We start from the raw sequence: 25,631 nt of genomic DNA on the forward strand, positions 1-25,631 counted from the left end.
CGTTTTTGGCCCGGTTCCCGGGTCGCGCATCCGAACCGGCCGGCACCCCCGAGCCGAAATTCGCACCGGTAACACGCTCGCTGCCATCGGAATTACAGAGCCGCGCGGTGCGGCGGGTTGCTCCCGCCGAACGCCCCGCGCGGACCGGCGCCGGCTAAAATAACGCAAATGAACGATCGCGACACACTTTACCGGGCCGTTCTCGAGAACCCCGACGACGACACGCTGCGGTTGGTGTACGCGGACGCGCTCGAGGAGGGGGGCGATTCGCGGCGCGCGGCGTTCGTCCGCGCGCACGTGGAACTGGCCCGGGTGCCGGAGTACGAACCGGAAGCGGTTCAAGCCAAGTACCACAACCAGAAGAAGAAAGCCGACGGCGGGCGCTGGATCACAGAACTGCCGCCGCTGCCCGAGGGGCTGTCGTGGGCGCGAGACCCGTTCCGCCGCGGACTACCCGGGGCCATCCAGTCGCGAGACGGGGCCACGTTCGTCGCCCACGCCGACGACCTGTTCGCGCAGTACCCCATTGAGTCGCTGGAGTTAAAGGGGGCGCGGGTCGCGGACATGGCCGAACTCGCCGCGTGCGGGTGGCTCGGTCGGCTGCGGTCACTGTCGCTGGTCGAAGGGGCAGGCGGACCGACGTTGCGACGGTTACTCGATTCAAACCACTTTGACCGGCTCACCGAACTGCACCTGGGCGCACAACTGACGACTTCTCCAGCCATAACGGCGGTTGTGAGGAGCCGCGTGTTCGACCAGTTGACCGCCCTGAGCGTGCGCGAGGACCGGCAGGGCGGCGGGTCACTCGTTGGGGCGCTGGCGCGGCTCGCGAAGCCGCCGCGGCTCAAGAAGCTCGATTTGTCTTCGAACCGGGTTACCGATGCGGCGCTGGCCCCGCTACTGGCCTCAGCCGCGATGGAGACGGTCGAGGAACTGAACCTGAGCGACAACAACCTCGGCGCGGAAGGGATGGAGGCGCTCGCGGGTGCGACTCTGCCGAACCTGCGTTCGCTGAACCTGATCCGCACCCGTCCGACCGGCGCGGGCGTTTATGCGCTGACCGGGGCGAGCTTCTTTCCCGAGTTGCGGAGCCTCGGCCTCGGCGGGAACAACCTTCCGTCGGCCGCCGCCGAGCGACTGTCCCAGGCCGGCCGCACGAACCTGCGAATACTCGGCCTGGACGGGAACCGGCTCGGCGGGCGCGGCGCCGCGGCCCTCGCGGGCGGTGAGAACCTGTCCGGCTTGCTGGTGCTCGATCTGGCGGAAGTGGGAATCGATGATGACGGTGCCGACGCGCTCACCCAGAGCGCACGGCTGGGCGGGTTGCTGTACCTGAACCTGTACGGCAACACGCTGACGGCCACCGCCACCGCCCGGCTGCGGAAGCGGTTCGGCGACCGCGTGTTCCTCTGATGCCGGCCGCGCTGCGTCTCAGGCGCGCGACCGGCCCCGCACCGCGGCCCAAAGCCGGGCGCTCGCCGCGCCGGCGGTGGCGGACTCATCCGGGTGTGCGGTTCGGGCCGCGCGCCAGCGGACAACGGCCCAGGTGAGCAACGACCCGCCGAACACCGCCCAGTAACCGGGAACCAGTCGGACCCACCACGGCCCGACGAGCCACGCACTGACCGCGAGCCCGGCGCCCCACAGCGCGAGCGCGGCGAAGTCCGGCCGGTATTCCGGGCGCGCCTTCAGGACGACCGCCAGCGCCCAGAAGCCCGGCACCAGGAACGGCACGAACCAGCGGATCGACACGCACCCGCCGCCGAGGTTCTTCGAGAGGACGCCGTATGCCAGCCAGCCGGCCGCGCACCACCCGCACAGCGCCAGCAGTTCCGCGCGATCGGGGATCGCGGCCCCGCGGCGAAGGAAGACCCGGGCTCCGCCGATGACCGCCAGCAGCAGCGGCGGGTTGTGCGTCAGGAAGCCCTTTTTGCCGAACAGCAGGTCGAACAGGTACAGGAACTGGGCGAAAAAGTGCTTGTGCACCACTCCGGTCATGTTGGTCCCGAACGGGTTGCCGGGCCACGCGAGGTATTCCGGGTGCATGTTGAGCGGCTTCAGCCAGTCGCCGCCGATGGCGAAATTGATGGCGTGTCCGGCCACGACGCACGGCACGACTCCCAGCCCGCACACCACGACCGGCAGCGCCCGGCGGGTGCGCACCGCGACCGCCGCCAGAACCGCGAGGACCAGCGGCGGGCCGACGCCGAAGTCGAGGTTGTACGCGAACCCGGCGATGAGCCCGGCGCCAAGGAGTGCGAGCCACGCCCTGCGCCCTTCGGCCGTGCGGTCGGCGATCCGGCACAGGAGCACGCACACCGCGGCCGCCGCGCCCAGTTGTGCGATGTGGTTGTTGGCGGAACGGGTGTACGCCGGCAGCACGGTGCCGAACGCGAACGCCGCGAGCCACGCGAGCCGCCACCCGGGAGACAGCCCGACCCGGGTTCCGAGTACCCACAGGCACCCGACCGCGAGCGCGTACCCGGTCCCGCTCAGGAGCACGCAGATGACCCAGGCGAACACGTCGGGGCGGTCGCCCGGGTGCGGAAGCCCGAGGGCCATCAGCCCGCGGTAAGCGACCGCGAGCGGAACGCTCACCAGCGGGGGCTTGTCCGAGTAGTACCGGCCGTCGATCAGCAGCTTGTCGCTGGTGCCGCGGCGCAACAGCGCGTTGTCGGGGTCGTAGGGCGGGGTGCCGCGGTCGAAGTGCCCGGCCGGCGGGTGCAGGAACACGCTGTCGTCGATGCAGAACGTGCCGCGCTCGATCAGCGACTCGACCGACGCGAGCCGGCTGCCGTCGTTCCACCCGGACGCGAACGGCCACGCGCTGAAGGCCGCGAACGCGAGCGCACACGCGCCCAGCAGCCACGGCGCCGCCCAGTGATCCGCCCGGCTCATGTTTCCCGTCCCCGTGTGTGATCGGCCGGGGAACATAGCGAGAGGGGGCGGCCGACGCAACCGCGGCTGGCGGTCGGGGCGAAGAACGACGACGGTTGTGGTTGCCAGGTGGTTCGAGATTAGAGGGGCAAATGGTGCAACGCCGCACCAGATCGGGTAAATAGGACGCCACGGCGTATCCCGCGCCTGCAACAGGGAACGAACGACAAGGACTCTCCATGCGCAAGCTGCAAATGGCCATGTTGGCCACCGTCATCGTGTGCTCCGCTTCACCGGCCGCGCCGCCGGTGCGCAAGTTCGACGACCCGGGCGCCCCGCCGTTCAAGGTGTTGAAGGAGGGCGAACTCCCGCCGCTCGACGCCTACGACAACTTCGTTATCGGGCCGAAGTACGTGCCCGCGCCGGAGCGCAAACGGGTCGAGGGCGTGCCCGAGGGGAAGGTGGAGCAGTTCGTGATCGATTCCAAGGAGACCAAGCTGTTCAACCCCGGGATCGCCCGGAAGGAGTTCGGGAAGGTCGATCCGAAGAACCCGAAGACGTTGATCGTCGAGACGCACCCCATCGACTACAAGCGCAAGATCACGGTCTACATCCCCGCACAACATAAGGCCGGCGACGAGATGCCGTTCCAGGTCATTCACGACGGCCCCGGCGGGAAGCCGAGCGCGGAACTGCTGAACACCTTTAACAACCTGATCGCCCAGAAGCGGATCCCGCCGCTCGTCGTCATCTGGGTCGCCAACGGCGGCGGCGACGCCCAGGGGCACGAGCGCGGCAAAGAGTACGACAACATGAACGGCGACTACGCCGAGTACATCGAGACCGAAGTGCTGCCGCGGGTCGAGAAGGGGTGCAAGGTGAAGCTGACCAAGGACCCCGACGGGCGCGCCGCGATGGGCAACAGCTCCGGCGGCTCGGCCGCGCTCATCATGGCCTGGTTCCGCACCGACCTGTACCACCGCGTGCTCACGACCTCGGGCACGTTCGTGAACCAGGCGTGGCCGTTCGACCCCAAGTTCCCGGACGGGGCCTGGGGGTTCCACGAGACCCTCATCCCCAAGGAGCCCAAGAAGCCGATCCGGCTGTTCATCTCCGTCGGCGACCAGGACCTGCTCAACCCGAACGTAATGCGGGACGATATGCACGACTGGGTGGAAGCCAACCACCGGATGGCCAAGGTGCTGAAGGCCAAGGGGTACGAGTACCAGTACCTGTTCTGTCGCGGTGCGGGGCACAGCGTCGGCAATGCCCAGACGCAGTTCCTCCCGCACGCCATCGAGTGGGTGTGGAAGGGGTACGCTCCGAAGGACAAGTCGAAGTGAGCGGGCGCGCCCGCTCGTGGTGTGCGGAAGGAGTTTGACTTCCCCGCGCACCACGACTACCGTCAGGCTCCGGCCCGAGCCTTCACGCCACCCGCCGCATCGTGCCGGCGCCCGCGAGCAACATCATGGCAGCACCCTCCCGACGCGACGCACTGACGCACCTCGGCACCGCGGCCGTCCTCGGCGGGACCGCCGCCGCCCGCGCGGACGCTCCCAAGGCCGGTGCGAAGCCGATCAAGATCGGGCAGATCGGGGTCGCCCACGCGCACGCCACCAAGCTGTCCGTGTACCGCGACTCACCGGACTACGAGGTGGTCGGGATCGTTGAGCCCGATGAGGCGCTGCGCAAGCGGGCCGAGAACACGCCCGCGTACCGCGGGTTGAAGTGGCTCACGCGCGAACAACTGCTGGCCACGCCGGGCCTCCAGGCGGTGCTGGTGGAGACACGCATCCGCGACCTGCTCGACAACGCCGAGGCGTGCGTGCGCGCCGGGATGCACGTCCACATCGACAAACCCGCCGGCGAGTCGCTCCCGCACCTGAAGCGCACCCTCGACGCCGCGACCAAACAGAAGCTCATGGTGCAAATGGGCTACATGTACCGCTACAACCCGGCGGTGGTGCTGCTCCGCGAGTTCCTCAAGAAGGGGTGGCTGGGCGAGGTGTTCGAGGTCCACGCGGTGATGAGTAAGGTGGTGCCGCCGGCCCAGCGGAAGGAGCACGCCGAGTACCCCGGCGGGATGATGTTCGAGCTCGGCTGTCACGTGCTCGATCTGGTCGTCGGCGTGCTGGGCCGGCCGAACGAGGTCGCCGGGTTCCGCACGCACGCCGCCAAACTCGACGACGGCCTGCTCGACAACATGTTAGCGGTGCTGAGCTACCCGCGGGCCATCGCCAGCGTGAAGTCCAGCGCGCTGGAGGTGGAGGGGGGCGACCGGCGGCACCTCGTCGTGTGCGGAACGGAGGGCACGTTCCACATTCAGCCGCTCGACAACCCGGCGGCGCGGGTGTCGCTGTCTCAGGCGCGCGACGGGTACAAGAAGGGCACGCAGGAGGTGACGTTCCCGAAGTACGCGCGGTACGTGGGCGACGCCGCGGACATGGCCCGCGTGATCCGCGGTGAGAAGCCGCACGACTTCCCGCCCGAACACGACCTGGCCGTGCAGGAGACGCTCCTCCGGGCGTGCGGGCTGTCACCGAAAAGCTGACGCGCGGCCAGCACCGCAACGCGCCCCGCCGGCGCGCAGACGACCCCGCACCCGGGAACCGCATGGCCATCTTGCTCGGCACGCACCACGTCGCGGTCATCTGCTCGGACTACGCGCGCTCGAAGCACTTCTACACCGAAGTGCTCGGGCTGGCGGTGGTGTCGGAGGTGTTCCGCGCGTCGCGCGGCTCGTACAAGCTCGACCTTCGGTTGCCGGACGGCACACAGGTTGAGCTGTTCAGCTTCCCGAACCCGCCGCCGCGGCCGAGCTACCCGGAGGCGTGCGGGCTGCGGCACCTGGCGCTTGTCGTCGCCGACCTCGCCGCCGCGGTCGCGCACCTCGGGGCGCACGGCGTGAACGTGGAGCCGATCCGGGTGGACGAGTACACCGGGAAGCGGTTCACCTTCTTCGCCGATCCCGACGGGCTTCCGCTCGAACTGTACGAACGATAGCTCTCCCGGAGTCATTCATGCGCCACCTTGCGTTCGTTCTCGTTCTCACTCTCGTAACGGGCGCGCCGGCGCGCGGCGCAGACCCGAAGCCGTTCCCGGGGGCGCCGACAAAGTGGCAGGGGTTCGCCCGCCACGACTTCAAGGTCGGCGCTCTGGACGCGACGGTGGTCACACCGGAGAAACCGCTCCCGGGGCGCCCGTGGGTGTGGCGCGGCGAGTTCTTCGGCGCGTTCGCCGACGCCGACGCGGCGCTCGTGAAGGCCGGGTGGCACCTGGCGTACCTGAAGGTGCCCGACCTGTTCGGCGCGCCGAAGGCGGTTAAGCACTGGGAAACGTTTCACGAGGCGCTGGTGAAGGAGTACGGACTGCACCCGAAGCCCGGGCTCATCGGGCTGTCGCGGGGCGGGCTGTACTGCATGAACTGGGCGGCCACACACCCGGACAAGACCCTGGCGGTGTACCTGGACAACGCGGTGTGCGACTTCAAGAGCTGGCCCGGCGGCAAACTGAAGAGGTTCGGAGCGTCACCCGGGTCGGAAGCCGAGTGGAAAAAGATGCTGGCGGCCTACGGCTTCAAGACCGACGACGAGGCGCTGAAGTACAAGCTGAACCCGGTGGACAACTTGGCCCCGCTGGCGAAGGCCAAAATCCCGCTGCTCCTGGTGTACGGAGACAAGGACGCCGTGGTGCCGCACGTCGAGAACTCGGAACTGGTGTACGACCGGTACAAGGCGCTCGGCGGGCCGGTCGAGCGGGTCGTGAAACCGGGCCAGGACCACCACCCGCACGGGCTGAAAGACGTGTCACCGGTCGTGAAATTTTTCACAGAGGCGTTGGCCGCTCAGAAGTGACGGGGGCGTGGTTTTGAGGCCGCGCCCGGGAACTGAGGCTGATGTTCGAGAACGGGAGGTTCGACCGGTCTTTCGGGTACGCAGGGTGCGCGGCACTCGTACCCGAACGACACAGCGCGACGCACGGTGACCACGTGGGTCCATTTCTCGACGGCATTCTTTCAGGGAGGGAGAACGGGGAGCGGCTGTCTGTTGCCCTGCGAGCGTAGAATTGGTCACCCGAACGAAAGGTGACGACCATGTCTCGGTTCTGGCAGCACTTTGTTACGAACGGCGGCGAGGACGCGGGCGCGCCGGAGCGGCCCAAGGGCGAACCGGCCCCCGAGCCCGAGGACGTGCTCGATGCGTTCTCGCGGGCCGTTGTGGGCGTCGCGGACAAGCTACGCCCGGCGGTGGTGAACCTGCGCGTCGGCCGCGGCGAGCGGGGCGGCAGCGGGTCCGGCGTGCTGTTCGCGCCGGACGGGTTCCTCCTCACCAACCACCACGTCGTTCAGGGGCACGACAAGGTGCGGGTGCGGCTCAGCGACGGGACCGAAATGGCCGGGCGGGTGGTCGGCAACGACCCGTGGACCGACCTCGCCGTGGTACAGGCCGAGGGCACGGCGCTGCCATTCGCGCAACTGGGCGATTCGGCCCGGATCAAGGTCGGACAGCTCGCAGTGGCGATCGGCAGCCCGCTCGGGTTCGAGTCCACCGTCACCGCGGGCGTGATTTCCGCGCTCGGCCGCACGCTCCGGAGCGTGTCGGGGCACCTGGTCGATAACGTCATCCAAACCGACGCGGCGCTGAACCCCGGCAACAGCGGCGGGCCGCTCGTCGATTCGCACGGGCGGGTGATCGGGATCAACACCGCGGTGATCCAGCCGGCGCAAGGCATCTGCTTCGCGGTGCCGGTCAACACCGCGAAAACGATCCTCCCGCAGTTGCTGAAGCACGGGCGGGTGATCCGCGGGTACCTCGGGCTGCACGCCCGGCAGGTGCCGGTCGCGCCGGAACTGCGCACGAAGTTCGGCCTGGAGCAGAAGAGCGGCGTCGAGATCCTGATGCTCGAAGAGGACGGCCCGGCCCAGAACGCGGGGCTGTGGATCGACGACATCATCATCGGGTTCGGCGACCGGCCCGTCGCGAGCGTGGACGACCTGCACCGGGCGCTGACCCAGTTGCCGGTCGGGATGCCCGCGAAGGTGGCGGTGCTGCGCGAGGGGCGGCGGCTCGAGCGCACGGCCGTGCCGGGCGAGTACCCCACCCCGGTGCGCGGGTAACCGCCGGGGCGGCACGAAACGTCGATCGACGCCGCCCCGCGCGGGCGGCTACAATTGCGGCCCGCGACGGGGCGATCCCGAAACTCTTTGAGAGGCCCGATGTCCGACCGCGCCGCCCTCCTGAGCGCGATCTGTGCCCAGCCCGAAGAGGACACCCCGCGGCTCGCGTTCGCGGACTGGCTCGACGAGCACGCGGGCACGTTCCCGATCCCGGCCGACGCCCACGCCCGGGCGCGATTTATTCGCGACGACATCGGGATGTCCGCGCGCCCCGAGTGCGACCCGGAGCGCCTCCGGTGGGAGCTGATCGAGAAGCCGCGGCGCGAGCAGGAGCCTTGGATCCGCGTGACCCACACGCCGGAGGTGCTGACCCCGGAGCGCGCCGGCGGGGTGCTGAAGCGCGGGTTCCCGTGGTGGGTCCGGCTGCGCCCGAGCGAGCTTCTGGCCAACGCGGACCGGGTGCTGCCGCAGGTGCCCGGTGGCGTGCTCACGTTCGCCAACCCGGACGCGCACTGGGCGGCCCTCGCACGCTCGCCACACCTGGGCCGGCTCGCGGGCCTGCACATCCGCCAGACGCAACTGAGCCCGGCCGCTCTTCAGTTGCTGGTGGAGTCCCCGCACGCGGTCGGGATCGGGTGGTTCAGCGCCGGGAGCGACGGGCTAACGAGCGCGGCGCTCCCGGTTCTCACCCGGTCCGAGTTCCTGGCGCGGCTCACGCGCCTCGACCTGGACGGCCGGCAGTGGGCCGGGGGCGCGTTCGTCAACAGTTTCGCCCAGGTCGCGCACCCGGTGCGGCTCCGCGAGCTGGGGCTCGCCGAGTCCGGGCTGTCCGGGGCGCACCTTCAGCGGTTGCTCACCTCGTTCGCGGCGGAGGGGCTGGAGCGGCTCGCGCTGGCCGTCAACCCGATCGGGCGGGCGGGGCACGAGGCCGTCGCCCTGCTGCCCCTCGACCGGTTGCGCAAGTTGGACCTGAGCGAGACGGCGCCCGGCGCGGAAGGGCTCCGGTGGCTCTCGACCTCGCTGACGCTCAGCCGGCTGGAGCGGCTGGGGTACCGGCGGAACCACGTGAGTTCGGCGTTGGCGGCGGAACTGGCGGCGTGCCACGAGGTGAGTAACCTGCGGGTGCTGGACCTCGCGTATAACCCAATCGGCAACGCCGGTTCGGCCGCGCTGTTCCGGTCGCCGCATTTCGCCGGACTGCTGTACCTGAACCTGTCGTACTGCATGGTCGGCGACGAGGGCGTCCGCGCGCTGCTCGAATCCCCGCTGCTCGGGACGCTCGTGCTGCTGGACCTGACCGGTTCGCCGGCGTCGGCCGAGGTGCTGGAACGGCTCAAAGAGAAGATGGGCGACCGGGTGCGGATCTGACCCACGGACATAAGATGCCGCCATGTCTGACCGCGACGCACTCCTGAGCGCGATCTGCGCGCAGCCCGACGAGGACACGCCGCGGCTCGTCTTCGCCGATTACCTCGAAGAGCACGACGAGGCGGCCCGCGCGGCGTTCATCCGGGATCAGATCCGGCTGGCGCAGACGCCGCCGTGGGAGCCGTTCGCGGTGCGGTGCCGGTGGCACGCCCCGCACGTCGTGAGCGGCGCCCCGTTCCGCAGCACCCTCCCGAAGCTCGAAGGGTCGGCGCTGGCATGGGGGGACATGCCGTTCCGCCGCGGGTTCGGGTGGTCCGTCCGGGTACACATGCCGGCTCTCTGGGACACGCTCGTGGAGCCCCTGTTCGACCGGCAGCCGATCGGTCGGCTCATGTTCTGGCCCACGACCCTCGACGACTGGCGCCGGATCGCGGCGTCGGAATGCGTGACGCGGTTCCGCGAGGTCGCGTTCGCCACCAGCCCTATCGAGCCCCTGTTCGCGCTCCGCGACCGGCCCGCCGCGGCCGGGATCACGGACCTGTACTTCGCCCGGGCGAGCGGGGCCGGGATGCCGGAGGTGATCGAAGACCTGTTCCGCTCGCCGCTGGGGCACACGGCCCGCGGGCTCCATTTCCACACCGGGTACGAGTCCCTCAGCGCGCTTGTGGACGCGCTCAACACCGGCGGGCCGCTGGCCCGGCTGTCGTTCTCGAACATGGGCATCACCGCGGAGCACCTGCGGCGGTTGTTCGCCGGGCCGGTCGCGTCAGAACTGGATGGGTTGCACTTCACCAACGAGCCGCTCGGCGGGGACGGGCTGAAAGTGCTGGCGGAGCGGCTCCCGGGCGCGGTGCGCGAGCTCACGCTAACGGGCTTCGGGGCGCGTGAGGGGCTGGAAGCGTTCGCCCGCAGTGACCGGTTGGCGGGCGTGAAACGGCTCGACCTGAGCGGAAACCGGCTCAGCCCGCGGTCGAGCCGGCTGCTGTCGCTGTCGCACGCGCTGCCGGCCTTGCGCGCGATCAACCTCAACTCGTGCCATCTGCTGGATAAGGGGGTGCGGCACGTCACGCAGGCGCGATGGTGGCACGGGTTGGTGGAGGCGGATTTGCGGAACAACACGCTCTCACCCGCCGGGGTGAGGCACTTGCTGAACGCCCCGGTCCCGCCGGACCTTACGGCCCTCGTCCTCGACCGCGACGGCCTAGGGGCCGAGAGCCGGGCGGCACTTCAGAAGAAGTTCGGCGCGGCGGCCGTGTTCACGGCCGGCGAGGTGCCCTGGTAGGCCGCGTTACGCGGAGCCGCCGTTGACGCGGCCCGGCCCGCCCGCGAGCATAACGGTATGGGCATGAGCATGAAGAAGTTCGCCGCCGTGGTGCGCCGCGCGATCGAGTCCCTGCCGGAGGAGATCAAGCGGCACCTCGATAACGTCGTCGTGGACGTGGAAGACGATCCGTCCGACGAGTTCCTCCGCGAGGCGGGGTTCACCGACGAGGAGATCGAGGCGGGCGACTCGCTGTACGGCTACTTCATGCCGCTGGAAGGGGCCAGCGCCAGCGAGATGCTGGAGAACCCGAACCGCATCATCATCTTCCGCAACCCGCTCGAAGACGACTTCCCCGACCCGCGCGAGTTGGAAATCGAGATCCGCAAAACGGTGGTCCACGAGATCGCGCACCACTTCGGCTGGTCCGACCGCGACCTGGAGCGGTTCGACGACAACCCCGACCCGTTCGGCGGATGACCGGTCCGGTTCGGCCTTGACCGTCTTGCTTCGATACGACTAAATTCTGGTCCCAGCTTCCACGGAGGGACCATGCGCGTGCGAATCCTGCTCATATCGATCGCCCTGGCAATCGCACCCGGAGCCGCACTTGCTCAGGAGAAGTACCCGACCATCGTGTTCCCGGTCGCCCCGCGACCGGCCCCCCCGCCGCAGATTGAGCCGCCGGCAGCGCCCGTGCCTCCGCCGCAGACTGAAAAGTCGATTGACGACCTGCTCACCGAACTCGAACGGCTCCGCGTCCAGCAGACCGAACTGGCGAAGCGCGAAAAGGAGCTGACCGAGGCGCTCCGCAAGAAGCTCCAACAACAAACCGAGCGGATGCAGAAGCTCGGCGTCGCTCCGAAAGCCGCCGAGCCGGACCGCGTGGGGCGCATTCTCATCGAAGGAAACACCAGCACGCCCGATAAGGTCATCCTGGGTCATTTGTCACTCGTGCCGGGGGACGTGCTCCACTACCGGTTACTGGAACAGATCCGGGCCAAGCTCCAAAAGGCCGGGTTCCAAAACGTTACGGTCGAGGTGGAACCCTGTATTCTGGATTCGAAGTTGAAGGACCTTCACATCCGGGTGAGTGAGCCGCAGCCGGTGCCGTTCACCGGACCGGAACTTCCCCGGCCGTCGCCCGCGGCAGGGCCTTTCCTTGATTCACTCTACGTAACTCCGATAAGTCCCTTGGCCATTGCCGGGTCCATCTGGAGCCGCTCGATCGCCTCCGGGCAACTCACCGCCTTGACCTCACGCCACAGGTGCACCACGGCGTTCCGCAGCGCCGCCAGCACCTGTGGTGCGTGCCCCATGCGCACACGACACGCGTCCTCGCCCAGTGTCACGTCACGCACGTAATGCAGTTCGTTCTCGATGCGCCAGTGCGTCCGCACATGGTTCAGGAGTGTGGCCGCATCCGCCTTCTCGGCCGACAGGCTCGTGATGCCGAAATGCACTTCGACCGTCGTTTGGCCTCGGACCGTCCGCTCACGCGTCAACTGGAAGCCCTGCTTCACCCCCGCCCACGTCGGCGAGCACGTCAGAATCGAGGTCGTTTGCAGCGTCCGCTTCTCGATGCGGCCGTGACCCTTATCGACGGTCGTGGCGATGCGGCTCGGGGCGGGCGGAGGCCGATCCCCAGGGGGAAGTGGCCGCCGCGATCGATCGGGCGGCGGTCTCGAAGGCGAACCCGGCTCGGATGTCGATCCCCAATCCGGGTTGGTTGTCCTTCACCGTGAGCACGTAGTCGCCGCCGGCCCCGACCACCTCCTCGGCCAGGTCTCGCTGGCAGAACATGGCGTCGCCGACCACGACCTTCCCTCGCAGCGGCAGAATGCCGAGGAGCGTCAAGGCGGCCTTGTGCTCGTTGGTGCTCGCATCGACCTTGACCTGGGCGAGTACGGCACCGACGGTGGGGGCGTATGCGGCCAGCAGGTGCTGACCGGGGATCGCGCCGTTGCGAGAGCCTCGAAGGGTCTTGCCGTCGATGGAGATGTGTGTGAAGGCGGCCGGGTCGACGCGGCTGGCGATCCAGTACGAGAGGACGTGCTCCAGTTGGTCGGCGTCGAAGCGTCGCAGGGTGCGGGAGAGCGTGGAAACGGCCGGGGTCTTGCCGCGTCGGAAGCCGAGGGCATGGGCGAGGGCGGGTCCGTGCTGTCGCCCGAAGCGAGCGATGCCATTGAGGCTGGTGCGCCCCATGAGCATGGCGAGGGCGACGAGTCCGAGGAAGGGGGCGAGTGGGTGGATAAGGCCGTGCTTGCTGCGGGGATCGGGAACCGCCGCCAGGGCATCGACCAGGGTGCAAGGAGACATGGGTACCTTCCTGGCTGCGAGAAGGCGCCCCACATAGCCACGTTCCCTCGTGTAAGCAAGGTGAAATAAGGAAAGGCCCTGTCGCCCGCGGGCCGCTGACGCCGTTCGGCTTGCACCCCGGATGCGTCCTGGCTATGCCGCGGCGACCAAGTTCCTGTGCCGGGGTTCGCGATGCCACTGCCGGTGGCCCTCACTCTCGCCGACGTGACCGTGCGCTACGGCGAGCGGACCGCCCTTGACGGCGTGTCGCTCGACGTGCGGCGCGGCGAAATCGTCGGGCTGCTCGGGCCGAACGGGTCCGGCAAAAGCACCACCCTGGCCGTCGCCGCGGGCGTTCTCGACCCCGCGGGCGGTGCTGTCAGTATCGAGGGGCGCGCCCGGACCGCCGACCCGGCCGCGTTCGCGCGGCGCGTGGGTCTCGTGCCGCAAGAGCCCGCGCTGTACGAAGAACTCTCGGCCGCCGAGAACCTGACTTTCTTCGGCCGGCTCTACGGGCTCGCCGGGAGCGACTTGCGGCGCCGCGTGGCCCGCGCACTCGCCCGCGTCAAGCTCACCGACCGCGCCCGGCAAGGCGTTTCGACCTTCTCGGGCGGGATGAAGCAGCGGTTGAACCTCGCCGCCGCGCTCCTCCACGACCCGCCGGTGCTGCTGCTCGACGAACCGACCGCCGCGCTCGACCCGGCCAGCCGTGATTCCCTTTTCGCCGATCTGACCCGGCTCCGCGACGACGGCCACGCCGTGCTGCTCACGACCCACCACCTGGATGAAGCCGAAGCGGGGTGCGACCGGGCGGCGATACTCGAGGCCGGAAAGTTGGTTGCGATCGGGTCCCCGGCGGAGCTGCTCCGTCCGCGCCCCGCGGAGCGGGCGGTGCTGTACGGGCACCTGCGCGCCCGCCCGGCGAAGTACCTTCAGCGGGCGATCCGGCAGCGGCTCGGTGCCGGCGTCGAACTCGAAATCACCGGGCGCCGGCTGCGCCTCTCGGCCGGGACCGGCGAGCAGCTCGGCGCCGCCCTCGCGACACTCTTAGCCGACGGGTTGGAATTGGAAGCGTACCGCACCCCGGCCGGGGCGCTGGAGCGCAGGCTGCGCCCGGAACACACCGCCGCGGGGGACGCCGCGTGACAACTCGGTTCGGGCTAACGCTGGCGCTCGCGCGAAAGGACTGGCGGCTGTTCTGGGCCGACCGCCGGGCCGCGCTCATGTGCTTCGTTGTGCCGGTGGTGCTGGCCGCCGCGTTCGGCACCGTCTTCAACCGCCCCGCGACCGGCGCGCCGGCGAGACTGCCGGTGGTGCTGGTGGTCGAGGACGCCGGCCCGTTTACCCGCCAGGTCGCGCAGGAGCTGCTCAGCTCACCGCGGCTCGAGGCAAAGGAAGTGTCACGCGCAGAGGCCGAAAAGGCCGTCACGGACCGGGCCGCCGTGGCGGTGGTGCTGCCGGCCGGGTTCGAGCAGCTCAAGCACTGGCAGCCCGGGGTGACGACCGAGCGCCCCGAACTGCACCTGCTCCACCACCCGAACGCGAGCGCCGAGCGGCAGATGGCCGAGGGCGTGGTCACCGAAGCGGTCATGAAGCGGGTCACGCGCGAGGCGTTCGCGGACGTGATACCGGAAGGCGCCACGCTCGCACCGCCGTTCAAGGTCGAGCCGCGGAGCGTTTCGGCGCACCCGGAGGCACGGTTCAGCTCCTACGCGCACAGTTTCTGCGGAATGACTCTTCAGTACTTGCTGTTCTGGGGGATGGAAAGCGGGCTCGTGCTGCTGCGCGAGCGCCAGCGTAGCGTGTGGACGCGGGTGCGCGTGGCCGCTGTGCCGCTGTCGTGCGTGATCGCGGGCAAGGCCCTCGCCACAGCCCTGGTCGCGCTGCTCCAGGTGTTCTGCACGTTCGGGGTCGGGTACCTCGCGTTCGGGGTCACAATCGGCTCGCCGGTCGGGTTCGCGCTGCTGGCGTTCACGGCGTGCGCCCTGGCCTCGGCCACCGGCCTGTTGGTCGCGGCGGTCGGCAAAACCGAGGCCCGCGCGCGGAACGTGAGCATCCTCGTGATACTCGGCGCGTCGATGCTGGGCGGGCTGTGGGTGCCGTCGTTCTTGCTCCCGGGGTGGGCGCGCGACCTGTCGCTGGCGCTGCCGACCACCTGGGCACTGAAGGGGTTCGAGGCGGTGACCTGGCAGGGCGGCGGGTTCTGGGCGGCGGCCCCAAGCGCGGCCGCGGTGGCCGGGTTCGCGCTGGTGCTGCTCGGGGCCGCGGCGCTGAAGTTGACGCTCGCGGAGCGGGGGTTGCGTCGGGGCCGAACTTAAGGGAGTGGTCGCATGAAGCGCTCGATGTGGGCCGCGCTCGTCGCGGCGGTGGCGGGTTTACCGCTAGGGGCTCAGCCGCCAGCCGCGGCGCCCGCGCCGAAGGTCGAGTTGGCACTCGAGGACCAGTTCGAGCGCAAAACCGATCTCGCGGACCTGCGCGGCAGCGTGGTGGTTCTCGTGTTCGGCGACCGCAAGGGGAACGACGCGTGCCGCGTGCTCGGCGAGCAACTGCACGTGCGCTGGCACCCGGACGCGAAGGGCCAGCCGCCGGCGAAAGCGCGCGCGGCGGCGGTGGCGCCGCTCGACGGGTTGCGGCCGGGCGTGGCGTCGCCGGACGTGATCGTGGTTCCAGTGGCGTGCTGCGGAAAGGTGCCGACGGCGGTTCGTCCGGCGATCCGTAAGGGTGTGGTCAAGAGCGCGCCGGACACGGTGGTGTGGCTCGACTTCGCCGACAAGATGAAGGACACGTTCGGCGTCACGGCGGGCGAAACGAATATCGCGGTGGTCGACGCCGCGGGCCGCTTGCGGCTGAAGATCAACGGCACCCTCGATCTCGACGCGATGGACAAGCTCGTGCAAACCATCCAGTCGGTGCGGTACGACGCGGTGAAGTAAACGGCGGGAGTAGCCAGCGGCGGTGGAGAGCGGTCTCCACCGCCGCTCCGCTAACTGCCGCTCGTTATCTTGCTTTCGACCGCTGCCCACACGTCTTCGATCACCTTCTTCGCGGTGCCTTCAAGTAACCCTTTGGGAACCATCTTCAGCAAGCCGGTCACGGCCACAATGTCACCGGTCCAGTGGACCAACGTCCCGCCCTCGGCCTCACCGAACACCAGCGTCGTTTCGACGGTGCTGCTCGCACCCATCGTTTTCGTCTCGATGCGGTAAGCAACGGACTTCCCCGGGACGCGTGTGGTCACCTCGGCGTGCAGCGTCAGGCTGCCGGTAAGAAAGGACAGTTTCGGCTTGATCTTACCTGTGGCGCGGTCCGGCGTGTTCTCGGACACCTCTGCGTCGGGTACGCTGTTCGCAAGAAACCCGGCGTCCGACAGTTTGGCTGCGACCTCCGCGACCGGCCGCCCGATGCGCTTGTCGCCTTCAAAATGAATCATCGCGGTGCTCGCAGGGTTGGGCAGAAACTCAGGCCTTTACACCATCATATGCGAGACCACCGGACAATCGATTTTGCCCCGCGACAATTTACCAGACGTCTCCTTGTTTTGCGCGGCGCGCTGTTGACGTCCGAAATGAACATAAGTCGTTATTGTTCAATACTTCGGCTCACACCGTGTGAAACGAGGAACGGGCCTGCGGCCGTGGAGGCGCCCAATTTCTCACTTGCATTCACCCCCCGTTTCGGGCATGAGTGGAATGTAGTCGATCACCACTTGGCGGCTGTGGCGCACGCGTGAGGGAGCTACTATGACCGCGCTCACGTTTCTGCTCGGAATGGTAACGTTTCACACCCTCGCCCCGGTGCCGCCCGCTCTCCGGCCCGACCCGATGGCTCGTGGGTACATGGGTATCACCGTCAGTAACGGGACCCTCACGGTTGAACGCGTCGAACCCGGTCTGCCGGCAGACGCGGCCGGGTTGCGCCGCGGCGACATACTCGTGCGGGTCGGCACACTTCAGCCGGAAACGTTCGATCAGGTCATCGCGCACATTACGTCGTTCCGCCCGGGGGCGGTGGTCGAAATCGAGGTTCAGCGCGGCACCACTCGAAAGGTCTGCAAAGTAAAGCTCGCGTGCCGCCCGCCGGAGCTGGACATTCAGAACCGCGTACCGGTGCCGATCGAAATCGATAACTGATACCCGATTGGGTGGCGCCCGACTTGCGTTGTGCGGTCACAATATTAACAAGGTACCACCGTCGCGTTGGCCGACCTGATGGGTCACCTGCCTTCGGCGGCGTCGAGCCACACGCGGGCCGCGGCGTCGCTCGGCATTCGCCAATCGCCCCGCGGCGACAGGCTCACCGACCCCACCTTCGGGCCGTCCGGCAGGCAGCTCCGCTTGTACTGGCTCGCGAAGAACCGCCGCAGAAACTCTTTCAGCCAGTGACGCACCTCGTCCGGCTCGTACGTCTTGCTGAACTTCGCGTGCCCCGCGAGGAACAGGATCTTCCGCGGCTCCGCCCCGAACCGCAGGAAGTGGTACAGGAAGAAGTCCACTAGCTCGTACGGCCCGACCGTCGCTTCGGTCAGTTGCGTGGCGGCCCCGCCCTCGTCCAACGGCAGCAGCTCCGGGCGTATCGCCGTGTTCACGATCGCCAGCAGCGTGTCCCGTGCCGGGCCGTCGAACTCGTTCTCCGCCGCCCACTGCACCAGGAACTTCACGAGCGTCTTGGGGATGCTCACGTTCGGGTTGTACATGCTCATGTGGTCGGCGTTGTACGTGCACCACCCGAGCGCCAGTTCCGAAAGGTCGCCGGTGCCGATCACGAACCCGGCGTTCATCAGCAGCGACGTGCGGACGCGGGCCTGCACGTTCTCGAACGTCAGGTCGCTCCGGTTGTGCGGCGGGAGCCGGCGCAGCTTGTCCGACAGCGACTCGACCGTTTCGCCCGCCAACTTGATGCCGAACGGCGCGTGGCCGAGCGCGCGCATCTGCTCGAGACACATCGCGCGGATGTCGATCTCGCGCAGGGTGATGTTGAGCGCCCCGGCGAGCCCGTCGGCGTTGGCCCGCGTCTCGGGCGTGGTGCCGAACCCGGGCATCGTGAGCGCGTGAACCCGGTCGCGGGGCACCCCGAGCTCGTCCATCGTCTTGCACACGACCAGGAGCGCCAGCGTCGAGTCCAGCCCGCCCGACACGCCGATGGACACCGGCGGGAAGTTGACGTGCGACAGCCGCCGGCCCAGCGCCGCCACCTGCGTCTGGAAGATCTCCCGGCACCGGTCGTCGCGGGTGGCCGGGTCGGACGGCACGAACGGGTGCGGGTCCACGGCGCGCACGAACGTCGGCTCGCGGGCGCTCAGCTCCAGGTCGAACGACAGCGTGCGGTACTTCCCGAGGCTCAGGTCCGCGGACCGGTTGGCGTCGTGGAAGCTGTTGGTCTGGATCCGGTCGTGCAGCAGCCGCTCGACATCGATGTCGGCGACGAGCAGCCGCTGCGCGTGACGGAACCGCTCGGACTCCGCGACGATCGCCCCGTTCTCCGCGATCAGGCAGTGCCCGCCGAACACGGTGTCGGTGGTCGACTCCCCTTCCCCGCACGACGCGTACACGTACCCGCCGATGCACTTCGCGGACTGGGCGCTGACGAGCTGCCGCCGGTACCCCGCCTTGCCGATCACCTCGTTGCTGGCGGACAGGTTGGCGAACACGGTGGCGCCCATGACCGCTTGGAGCGAGCTGGGCGCCACCGGCATCCACAGGTCCTCGCAGATCTCGACCCCTAGCGTGAACCCGTTCATCGTGCGGCAGTCGAACAGCAGGTTCGTGCCGAACGGGACGCTCTGGCCGGCGCACGAGGCCGCCGAGAAGTTCGCGTTGTCGGCCGGGCAGAAGTACCGGGCGTCGTAGAACTCCTTGTAATTGGGCAGGTACGTCTTGGGGACGATGCCCAGCACCTTCCCCGCGTGGATCACCGCGGCGCAGTTGAAGAGCTGCCCCTCAATGGCCAGCGGGAGCCCCACGAGCGCGACCCCGCGGAACACGGTGCCGCTCTTCTCCACCACCTTCGCCAGCGCCTCTTCCGCGGCCCGCTGGAGCGACTGGAGGTGGAACAGGTCGTGGCAGGTGTAACCGGTGAGTCCGCACTCGGGGAACACCAGGAGGTTCACGCCCTGCGTTTCGGCCCGGGCCATGAGCGCGAGCGTGCGGTCGGCGTTGAAGTGGCAGTCGGCAACCCGCAGTTCCGGACACGCCGCCGCGACGCGAAGGAAGCCGTGTGTGTTCATAGCGACGTTATATCACCTCCGCCACCCGCGCGACGTGCCACACCACCCCGCGGCCGGGGGTAGGCACGAGTCCGCCACGCGGCCGGGGCTCGCGCTCCGGCCGCGCTGAATCTTCGGGATCATCTGTCTTGCTCTGTGCCCAGAACCCTTGCGATCGACGCCCAGGCTGTCAGTAGATTTCGCGTGGGCAGAGCACTCGACAGGCCCACCGTAGCCCACGCCCAAATGCAGCACGCGAACAAATGTTCGCGGCGTCTTCGGGAGGTATTCGCGTGCATCCGCCCCTCTTGCCGGTTCAACGTTCTCTGTCTTCACCGGTCGAGTTCCCTTGTCCTTACTCGTGTTGACAACCGCTGTGCTGGCGCCGCCAGCGGTCGCCCAAACTAACTCACTCCGCATCATCTCTTCGTCTTCGCGTTTGCAGTTTCCGTCACCGCTTACGGTTCGTTCGGCCACGAACGTCTCGATGTGGGTTCGGGATTTGGTTCGTCAGCATTTTCGCCGTGCGGCCCCCATCTTTTTTCGGCGGGGGTTGCAAGCGGGCGCGCTCAATCACTCCGGTGAAGTCGCCGAGGCGCCGCTTCGGATCCTGTTCTCGGAAGCCCGCATCTTGGTTGGCCATTTCTCTCTGGCGGCCCTGCGGCTGGAAACCCGCCCCTGCGTACCACTGATTATTCCGCCGCCACGAGGTACGAGGCCGGGGGCTGAGGTTTCCTTGCTCGTAATGCTCTCCATCAAGCCCGAAGACGAAGAGCGTTTCAGCAATCGGTGCGCGAACCTACGGGGGAACGAACCACTTTACCTGAACCCGACAGTGCTTCAGGCAACTGACTTTTCGCGAGAAAGCCATCGCAGCGCCGGAAACTGGAACGGTTGTTGCTAACCACAATTGCGTTACATCTGGACCCGCTGTGCTGTGTGCCTGCGGGTTCAATCACTCTCCAAAGGAGCCTTGATGAACCGCTTCGCACGTCTCGCCGTTGTCCTCGGGCTGCTGGGTGCCGTTGGGTGTGGCAAAACGGAATCCTCGACCGCACCGTCGAAGGACCCTGCCAAGCCGAACACGCCTCGTAAGCTGTCGGTGAAGGCGCCGTCCAGCCAGACCGTGACGCAGGATCGTGCCGACGAACTGACCGTCTCGGTGGACCGGGATGGGTTCAGTGTTCCCGTTACCATCGAGCTGAAGAACCTACCGAAGGGCGTTACCGTCGAAACGAAGGATCTGACGATCCCAGCAGACAAGAACTCACTGAAGGTCACGATCAAGGCCGCGCCGGACGCGCCGGCAGTGGTCGATCACGTTGTGCAGGTGGTTGGTAAGGCGAAAGGCGAAGCCGATGTGCCCGAGGTCGCGAGCGACTTCAAGCTCACAGTGAAGTCCAAGTAACGAGTCCGTGTTTTAAGTTCGCTACTCTTTCTGTGGCTCCCCAACATTCCGCTGCCAACAATTGCCGACGTTCCACGAGCGCCGGCGATTGTTGCATGATCCCCTCGATGTAGAGCGGCCCGGGTTTCATTTCCCAGCAGCTTCCACCGCTTACCCGCACGACTCGCCCCCACACCATTTCATCCCACGAATTCGCAGACCGACGGCCTGTCAGCACCATCCGGGGCGAATGTGAGCCACTACGCGCCGGTTAAACGCGTCTCGGCCACCTTAGTAAAGCAACCGAGCCGTGAGAGTCAGCCCGATGCGCTGACCGCCCCACCGGACGGATGACGCATGGCGGTTACAATGTTCGGGCTCGTATCTTCGTCCTTCGAACTCGCGGCGGAGAGGTGCCAGTAAGCTTCGCCTTTGATCAGATCGGGGGTTGCGTGCAACGCATTTCTTACGTCAGGGACCTCACCATGGAGAAGCGAACATGCACCGCCTCGGGTCCAAGAAAAACGGCTCTCCGCAATTATCATGAACGTTATACACTTCTTTCGCCGAACCGACCCAGGACGCAGAGGCGGAAGTTCTTGGAGTTTAACATCCCGTAGGCACGCCACAGGATGGCCCGCAACCCGTGGTTGAAGCCTTCCGTTCGACCACGGGTTGCTCCGAGCATTGAACTCGCCCACCAGCGACTCCACCAGACGGCTGGTGATCGGCAGCCCCGCTCGCCGATACCGCGGGTAGTCCATCCGCCCTTGGTTGTTGCCCAAGTAACTCAGCGCCGCGGCAACCACCCGGCGCGGATCCCGCGCGGGCAACTCCTCACCCTCGGGTACCGGTGCCACACGCGCCTGGCACGAGGCCCGGGTCACCAGCACCTCGCGCACCCGCACCTGCCAGCAGGCCCGCATCCACGTTCGGTACCGCGACCAACGGTCCGCGTCGGTGCCGCCCATTGCCCACGCGGCCCCGTCACTCACGGACGCCTTGCGCGGGGCTCGGTAGAAGCCCCGCTCCTGAGCTTCGGCTGCCATCATCGGACCGAACAGGTGGCTCGCGGCCATGCTCGCCACACACGTCCGCACCAACCGCACCGGACCCGGCCGCGGCGGTGGTTCCGCCGCACGCGCGTCGGCAGCCCAAGTTTCTCGGCCTGGCGGTGGTTCACCGGCCCACCCGTTGAGTTGGTGCTTGAGGCGCTGCACCCGGCGCGGTTCGTCAAACGCCGGCCCGGGTTCGGGTTGCGGATCCTGTCGGGACGGGGTGCTCTGGAGAGTGACCAGCGCCGCTACCTTATGTTCTTTGCCCTGGGTCTCATACACCCCCGGTCCCTGCCCCGCAGGTGCCCGCCATCAACCTCGACGGCCAACCACCGCCGGTACCATGTCCACGCGCACCGGCAACTCCCGGCGCCGCTGTTGGACCACCTTCTGATCCCGCTGGCGAGCCAACTCGTTGCCGATCTCCTGGGCGATCCGCTGGACCTGAGAGCAACCTGATGTTGATCCGGGCCAACGGAAGCGCGAAGGTCGCTTGTGCGGCCGAGTTCAACCGCCTCATGGCGACCGCGATAGTTATGGCCGTCCAGTCGCAGGGCATTACGCGGGGGGGAGAAAAGTCCCGCCGGCATTGGGGGCAGTGGCACACCGGTTCGTGGAGGGTGAGGACGTGCCCGGTGTCGACGGTCAGCGGTCGATCCTCTTAATCGACCGTCGCCACCGTGCCGCACTGGTGACACGGCGGCACGGTGGCGACGGTACGGTACTGGACCCGCGCGGTGAGCATGACCACAGCCAAGCCCTCGACCAGCGCCGCCGCCACCCGCTCCATGTCCGCGAAGTCCAACTGCTGGGCATCCACGCCCTCCGCGGTTCGTTGGGCTGCGATTGTTCCCCAGCGCGACGCCAACGCTCGCAACTCCGCCAAAAACTCAGGTGGCAACTTGACCGATGGGCATTGCTCGGCCCGCCTTGCACTTGTGACGCGCACCAACGACCTGTTTCATTCTCTTTGCTATCGCATACCTTTTGCAATTGCAAACCGCGTCTTGCCCTCGGATATGACTTGTTCGGTTTCCGAGACTTGTCAGGCTCGCTTACGGGTGTAGAATCGAGTATAGGAATGTGGTAATTGTCTCCGACAGACGCCACGGTGTTCGCGGCCAGTTTCTTCAGAATCCAGCCGCGTTTGGACCGGATGGTTTTTAGTTGTGTTTGTGGAAATCCAAAGCAAAGGATTTCTATCCAACAATATGCTATCTAATTTCAACAAAGCGCGTTTAGCTCAGTTGGCTAGAGTACCACATTGACATTGTGGGGGTCACTGGTTCAAGTCCAGTAACGCGCACTCAACAAACCGGCCGCAAACCCAAGCGAAACAAGGGTTTGCGACCGGTTTGTTTTTTTCGGCTGGCAAACCTGAGGGGATCGGAAGTGTCGTCGTAGTTAGCCTTTGGGTAACGCCTGAAGTGCGGCTAATGAAGAAGGCGAAGACCGCGGAGCCGACGATCACCCACGACCAGGCGCCCGACCGGACGGCGTGGCCCGAGTGCGGGCACCCGGTGACTGCCGACTACGCCAACCGGCGGACCGTTCACACCCTGGCCGGGATCACCCGCCTGAACCGGACCATCCGCCGGTGCCACCACGTTGAGTGCGGGTTCCACAAGCGGCCGTACCGGCCCGAAGCCGAGGGGCCCTTTTCGCTCCCGCGGCACGAGTTCGGGCTCGACGTGGTGGCCCTCATCGGGCGGTTCCGGTAGGCCGAGCACCGGTCCGTGCCCACCTGGTGGGGCGCCACGTGCAGGTGCCCGAGCGACCGTGACCAATCTCCTGGACCGGTACGACGAACGGCTCGCCGTGTCCCCCGCCGATGACCGCCGTTTGTGCCAGTTCCACTGCCTGCGCGAGGCCGGGCGGCCCATCGGCACGCCAAGAAGGAGTACAAGAAGAAGGCGCGCGGGGGCCGGGCGATCGAGCGACAGGCGGACGGGCGAACGGGGGCCGAGGACGAGGTGATCCAGAGGTATTGCTCGGCCGTGCGGAGCGCGTTGACGGACGACGGTCGCCCGCCGTTGGAGGCGTCGGGGCGGAAGTTGCACGCGCGGTTGTCGGCCATCGGGAACAGCCTCGACCGGGTCGAGGAAAAAAGGGGCTCCCGAGGGAACTCCTGCAGTTGAAGGGCACGATCGCGAAGGGCTTGAGAGCGACCGCCACGTTGTGGCCCGCGATCGGTGTGGCGTTCGGGTGGTTGCATCAGGCGGCCCACGTGTTGGGTGTGGAAGGCACATCCGGTGCGGCGATCCGCAAGAAGCTGGGCGGCTTGTTGGGGGCCATGCCGCGGCATCGGCGTTCGGCGGGCACGTTGAAAGATGCGGTGTCTCACTTCGTAAAGGTCACTCGGAGTTACGGGCCGGGCTTGTTCGTGTGCTACGACGTGGCGGGCCTGCCGGGGACCAACAACGACCTGGAGCAGTTGTTCGGCGCGCACCGGTATCACGAGCGCCGGGCGAGTGGTCGCAAGGGCGGTTCTCCGGGAACCGTGCTTCGTGGGTCGGTGCGGGTGGTGGCCGCATTGGCGACGCGGACGGGGGAGGTGACCGCGACCAATGGAAGCGTGCTCGTGCCGATCGGGGGGCGACGCCGGCGGCGGGTCGAACGAAGGCGGTTCCGCCGGAACCCGGAGGAATACCTCAAAGCCCTGGAAAACAAGCTCATCCAGTCAGGTTTGCCGTCCTAGAAAAATGATGTCGGTGAGAACGGCGCCCCCTGATCTTGCGGTGCCCGTATTGAGGACCGCTCCGACGGTAAGGCCGGGGGACGTGCGGGTCAGACCGGGCCGGCTGTACCCGACGGCGCCGGCGAACAGTACGGCCGGCCGCACCCGACGGTGTCGCGGCCGGCCCGGCTTGCCCCCGGAACGAGCGGTCACTTCGCCTTGGGCTTACAGTAGCTCAGGGCCATGAGCACGTACCCGGTGTCGAGCGCCGGGTCGCTCTCCATCCAGTTGGCGGAGGTGTTGACCCAGCTCCCGTCCTCCTTCTGCCGCTTGACGATGGCCGCCAGCAGGTCGGCGCGCCAGTCGTGCTTCACGCCCTTGGCGTCCGTGAACGTGTCCTCGCCGAGGGCGTCCATCGCCTTCGCGAACGTGTGGTAGTAGTAGTACAGGCCGCGCTGGCTGTTCGCCTCGGGCATGCCCGGGTTGGCGTCGAGCGTGTAGTTGGCGCCGATCCACTCCAGCGCCTTCTTCATCCGCGGGTCGTCCTTGCCCACCCCGCAGTAGATCATGCTCTTGATACCGGCGTAGGTCATGCTCCCGTACCCGCCCATGTCGGTCGTCCGGCCCTTGTCGTCGCGGCGGTTCTCGCCGCCGTTGGCCCCGGTGTAGATGAAGCTGCCGTCGTTGTTCTTTTTCGCCCACGGGGCCTTGTTGTGCTCGCTGTCGAAGTTCTGGCACCGGCTCACGAACACCAGCGCCTTCTTGAACGCCGGGTCGTCCTTCGGCACCCCCGCCGCCCTCAGCGCCTCAAGGAAGAACGCGGTGTTGGACAGGTCCGGGCGGGACTTGTCGCCCGCGTACCCGGCGCCGCCGTAGTAGTCGCTGTCGCCCTTCTTCCCGCGGGCCTCGTCCCACTGGTACTCTTTCAGGTACTTCGTGGCGTTCCCGATCACCGCCTTGTACTTGTCGCCCTTGTTGGCGGCGGTCAGCGCCATGACGTTGATGCTGGTCTTGTAGTTGGTCAGGGACGCGACGTCCCCCTTGCCGGCGATGTGCCCGGCCTTCTCGTTCACCAGGCCCTCAATGTACGACACGCCCTTGGCGGCCGGCGCGTCGTCGGGCGACGCCCCGCACCGCAGGAGGCCGGTCACCGCGATCCCGGTCACCCCGGTCGCGTTCGGCCCCTTGGACCAGCCGCCGTCCTCGTTCTGCGACTTCTTCAGGTACGCGGTGGCCTTATCCACCGCCGCCTTCCAGTCGTCCGCCGGTTCGGCGGACGCCGGGCGCGGGACCAGGGCGGCGAACTCGCCGAACACGAGCACGGGCACGAGCAGACGCTTCGTCATAAGTTCGACCTCCTCGTCAGGGGAAATGGGACCGGTGTCGGCCG

22 protein-coding genes, 1 tRNA gene and 2 pseudogenes are annotated in these 25,631 nt (G+C 67.7%); 17 read left to right on the plus strand and 8 right to left on the minus strand.

The genetic code is table 11. From position 1 onward, the window contains the following. The first annotated feature begins 168 nt into the window (after window positions 1-168). Complete coding sequence (locus GobsT_RS27365; RefSeq protein ID WP_010035883.1) at window positions 169-1,413, plus strand: TIGR02996 domain-containing protein; 1,245 nt, start codon at window positions 169-171, stop codon at window positions 1,411-1,413. Window positions 1,414-1,431: 18 nt separating this feature from the next. On the opposite strand, the gene GobsT_RS27370 is transcribed toward GobsT_RS27365, so the two are convergent. Continuing rightward, on the minus strand, window positions 1,432-2,898 hold the full coding sequence (locus tag GobsT_RS27370) for a hypothetical protein (protein WP_010035882.1): 1,467 nt from the start codon (window positions 2,896-2,898) through the stop codon (window positions 1,432-1,434). Between the two features lie 218 nt (window positions 2,899-3,116). On the opposite strand from GobsT_RS27370, the gene GobsT_RS27375 reads away from it, so the two are divergent. From GobsT_RS27375 to GobsT_RS27410, 8 genes are all read left to right on the plus strand, one after another. Next, the gene (locus GobsT_RS27375) at window positions 3,117-4,220 is read left to right on the plus strand and encodes an alpha/beta hydrolase (RefSeq protein WP_010035881.1); all 1,104 of its coding nucleotides are present in this window, start codon (window positions 3,117-3,119) and stop codon (window positions 4,218-4,220) included. A 125-nt stretch (window positions 4,221-4,345) separates the two neighbouring features. Beyond that, a complete protein-coding gene (locus tag GobsT_RS27380; protein WP_010035880.1) occupies window positions 4,346-5,428 on the plus strand; it encodes a Gfo/Idh/MocA family protein in 1,083 nt (360 codons plus the stop codon). Between the two features lie 62 nt (window positions 5,429-5,490). Beyond that, window positions 5,491-5,880 carry an SMU1112c/YaeR family gloxylase I-like metalloprotein gene (gloA2, locus tag GobsT_RS27385; protein ID WP_029600710.1) on the plus strand — a complete coding sequence of 130 codons (390 nt, stop codon included), beginning with the start codon at window positions 5,491-5,493 and terminating at the stop codon, window positions 5,878-5,880. A gap of 17 nt (window positions 5,881-5,897) precedes the next feature. Beyond that, window positions 5,898-6,731 (plus strand): alpha/beta hydrolase family protein, encoded by an 834-nt coding sequence (locus GobsT_RS27390; protein WP_010035876.1) that lies wholly within the window; start codon window positions 5,898-5,900, stop codon window positions 6,729-6,731. Window positions 6,732-6,970: 239 nt separating this feature from the next. Further along, a complete protein-coding gene (locus GobsT_RS27395; RefSeq protein WP_010035874.1) occupies window positions 6,971-7,993 on the plus strand; it encodes a S1C family serine protease in 1,023 nt (340 codons plus the stop codon). A 99-nt stretch (window positions 7,994-8,092) separates the two neighbouring features. Further along, complete coding sequence (locus GobsT_RS27400) at window positions 8,093-9,361, plus strand: TIGR02996 domain-containing protein (protein ID WP_010035872.1); 1,269 nt, start codon at window positions 8,093-8,095, stop codon at window positions 9,359-9,361. A gap of 22 nt (window positions 9,362-9,383) precedes the next feature. Continuing rightward, window positions 9,384-10,643, plus strand: a complete 1,260-nt coding sequence (locus GobsT_RS27405) for a TIGR02996 domain-containing protein (protein WP_010035870.1) — start codon at window positions 9,384-9,386, stop codon at window positions 10,641-10,643. 69 nt (window positions 10,644-10,712) lie between these two features. Then, on the plus strand, window positions 10,713-11,102 hold the full coding sequence (locus tag GobsT_RS27410; RefSeq protein WP_197905152.1) for a metallopeptidase family protein: 390 nt from the start codon (window positions 10,713-10,715) through the stop codon (window positions 11,100-11,102). 39 nt (window positions 11,103-11,141) lie between these two features. Here GobsT_RS27410 and GobsT_RS38230 read toward each other — a convergent pair whose 3' ends face one another. Continuing rightward, entirely contained in the window at window positions 11,142-11,567 is a 426-nt protein-coding gene (locus tag GobsT_RS38230) for a hypothetical protein (protein WP_168217241.1), read from the minus strand. Here GobsT_RS38230 and GobsT_RS41250 point away from each other — a divergent pair. Continuing rightward, complete coding sequence (locus GobsT_RS41250; protein WP_238323535.1) at window positions 11,463-11,987, plus strand: POTRA domain-containing protein; 525 nt, start codon at window positions 11,463-11,465, stop codon at window positions 11,985-11,987. The two genes, GobsT_RS38230 and GobsT_RS41250, sit on opposite strands and share 105 nt — an antisense overlap. On the opposite strand, the pseudogene GobsT_RS27420 reads toward GobsT_RS41250, so the two are convergent. Together GobsT_RS27420 and GobsT_RS27425 are read right to left on the minus strand one after the other, a co-directional pair. After that, window positions 11,948-12,238: pseudogene (locus GobsT_RS27420) on the minus strand (ISAs1 family transposase); the annotation flags it as partial. The gene GobsT_RS41250 and the pseudogene GobsT_RS27420 sit on opposite strands and share 40 nt — an antisense overlap. Continuing rightward, window positions 12,219-12,941, minus strand: coding sequence for an ISAs1 family transposase (locus GobsT_RS27425; protein WP_010035860.1), 723 nt, complete (start codon window positions 12,939-12,941; stop codon window positions 12,219-12,221). The pseudogene GobsT_RS27420 and the gene GobsT_RS27425, both read right to left, overlap by 20 nt. A gap of 171 nt (window positions 12,942-13,112) precedes the next feature. Between GobsT_RS27425 and GobsT_RS27430 the strand changes: the two genes are divergently transcribed. The 3 genes from GobsT_RS27430 to GobsT_RS27440 are packed head-to-tail and all read left to right on the plus strand — an operon-like array spanning window position 13,113 to window position 15,853. After that, entirely contained in the window at window positions 13,113-14,066 is a 954-nt protein-coding gene (locus GobsT_RS27430; RefSeq protein ID WP_148087888.1) for an ABC transporter ATP-binding protein, read from the plus strand. Beyond that, complete coding sequence (locus GobsT_RS27435) at window positions 14,063-15,238, plus strand: ABC transporter permease (RefSeq protein WP_010035857.1); 1,176 nt, start codon at window positions 14,063-14,065, stop codon at window positions 15,236-15,238. Before GobsT_RS27430 ends, GobsT_RS27435 begins: the two co-directional genes overlap by 4 nt. A gap of 12 nt (window positions 15,239-15,250) precedes the next feature. Further along, complete coding sequence (locus GobsT_RS27440) at window positions 15,251-15,853, plus strand: hypothetical protein (RefSeq protein WP_010035854.1); 603 nt, start codon at window positions 15,251-15,253, stop codon at window positions 15,851-15,853. A 50-nt stretch (window positions 15,854-15,903) separates the two neighbouring features. Here GobsT_RS27440 and GobsT_RS27445 read toward each other — a convergent pair whose 3' ends face one another. Next, the gene (locus GobsT_RS27445) at window positions 15,904-16,350 is read right to left on the minus strand and encodes an SRPBCC family protein (protein ID WP_010035852.1); all 447 of its coding nucleotides are present in this window, start codon (window positions 16,348-16,350) and stop codon (window positions 15,904-15,906) included. A 310-nt stretch (window positions 16,351-16,660) separates the two neighbouring features. Here GobsT_RS27445 and GobsT_RS27450 point away from each other — a divergent pair, with 310 nt between their 5' ends. Beyond that, complete coding sequence (locus GobsT_RS27450) at window positions 16,661-17,050, plus strand: PDZ domain-containing protein (RefSeq protein ID WP_010035850.1); 390 nt, start codon at window positions 16,661-16,663, stop codon at window positions 17,048-17,050. A gap of 83 nt (window positions 17,051-17,133) precedes the next feature. On the opposite strand, the gene GobsT_RS27455 is transcribed toward GobsT_RS27450, so the two are convergent. After that, a complete protein-coding gene (locus tag GobsT_RS27455) occupies window positions 17,134-19,143 on the minus strand; it encodes an NAD(+) synthase (protein WP_109570846.1) in 2,010 nt (669 codons plus the stop codon). A 955-nt stretch (window positions 19,144-20,098) separates the two neighbouring features. Here GobsT_RS27455 and GobsT_RS27460 point away from each other — a divergent pair. After that, window positions 20,099-20,530: a hypothetical protein gene (locus GobsT_RS27460; protein ID WP_010035844.1), complete on the plus strand. Its 432-nt coding sequence runs from the start codon at window positions 20,099-20,101 to the stop codon at window positions 20,528-20,530. A 1,695-nt stretch (window positions 20,531-22,225) separates the two neighbouring features. Here GobsT_RS27460 and GobsT_RS27470 read toward each other — a convergent pair. Continuing rightward, a complete protein-coding gene (locus GobsT_RS27470; RefSeq protein WP_148087889.1) occupies window positions 22,226-22,432 on the minus strand; it encodes a hypothetical protein in 207 nt (68 codons plus the stop codon). Window positions 22,433-22,796: 364 nt separating this feature from the next. Here GobsT_RS27470 and GobsT_RS27475 point away from each other — a divergent pair. Continuing rightward, window positions 22,797-22,870: transfer RNA gene (locus GobsT_RS27475), tRNA-Val, on the plus strand. 214 nt (window positions 22,871-23,084) lie between these two features. After that, window positions 23,085-24,262, plus strand: a pseudogene (locus tag GobsT_RS41255) (ISNCY family transposase). Window positions 24,263-24,450: 188 nt separating this feature from the next. Here the strand turns inward: GobsT_RS41255 and GobsT_RS27495 are convergent. Continuing rightward, window positions 24,451-25,587 (minus strand): prenyltransferase/squalene oxidase repeat-containing protein, encoded by a 1,137-nt coding sequence (locus tag GobsT_RS27495; protein ID WP_010035819.1) that lies wholly within the window; start codon window positions 25,585-25,587, stop codon window positions 24,451-24,453. Between the last annotated feature and the right edge of the window lie 44 nt (window positions 25,588-25,631).

The sequence above is a fragment of the Gemmata obscuriglobus genome (assembly GCF_008065095.1).
Lineage (GTDB): Bacteria > Planctomycetota > Planctomycetia > Gemmatales > Gemmataceae > Gemmata > Gemmata obscuriglobus.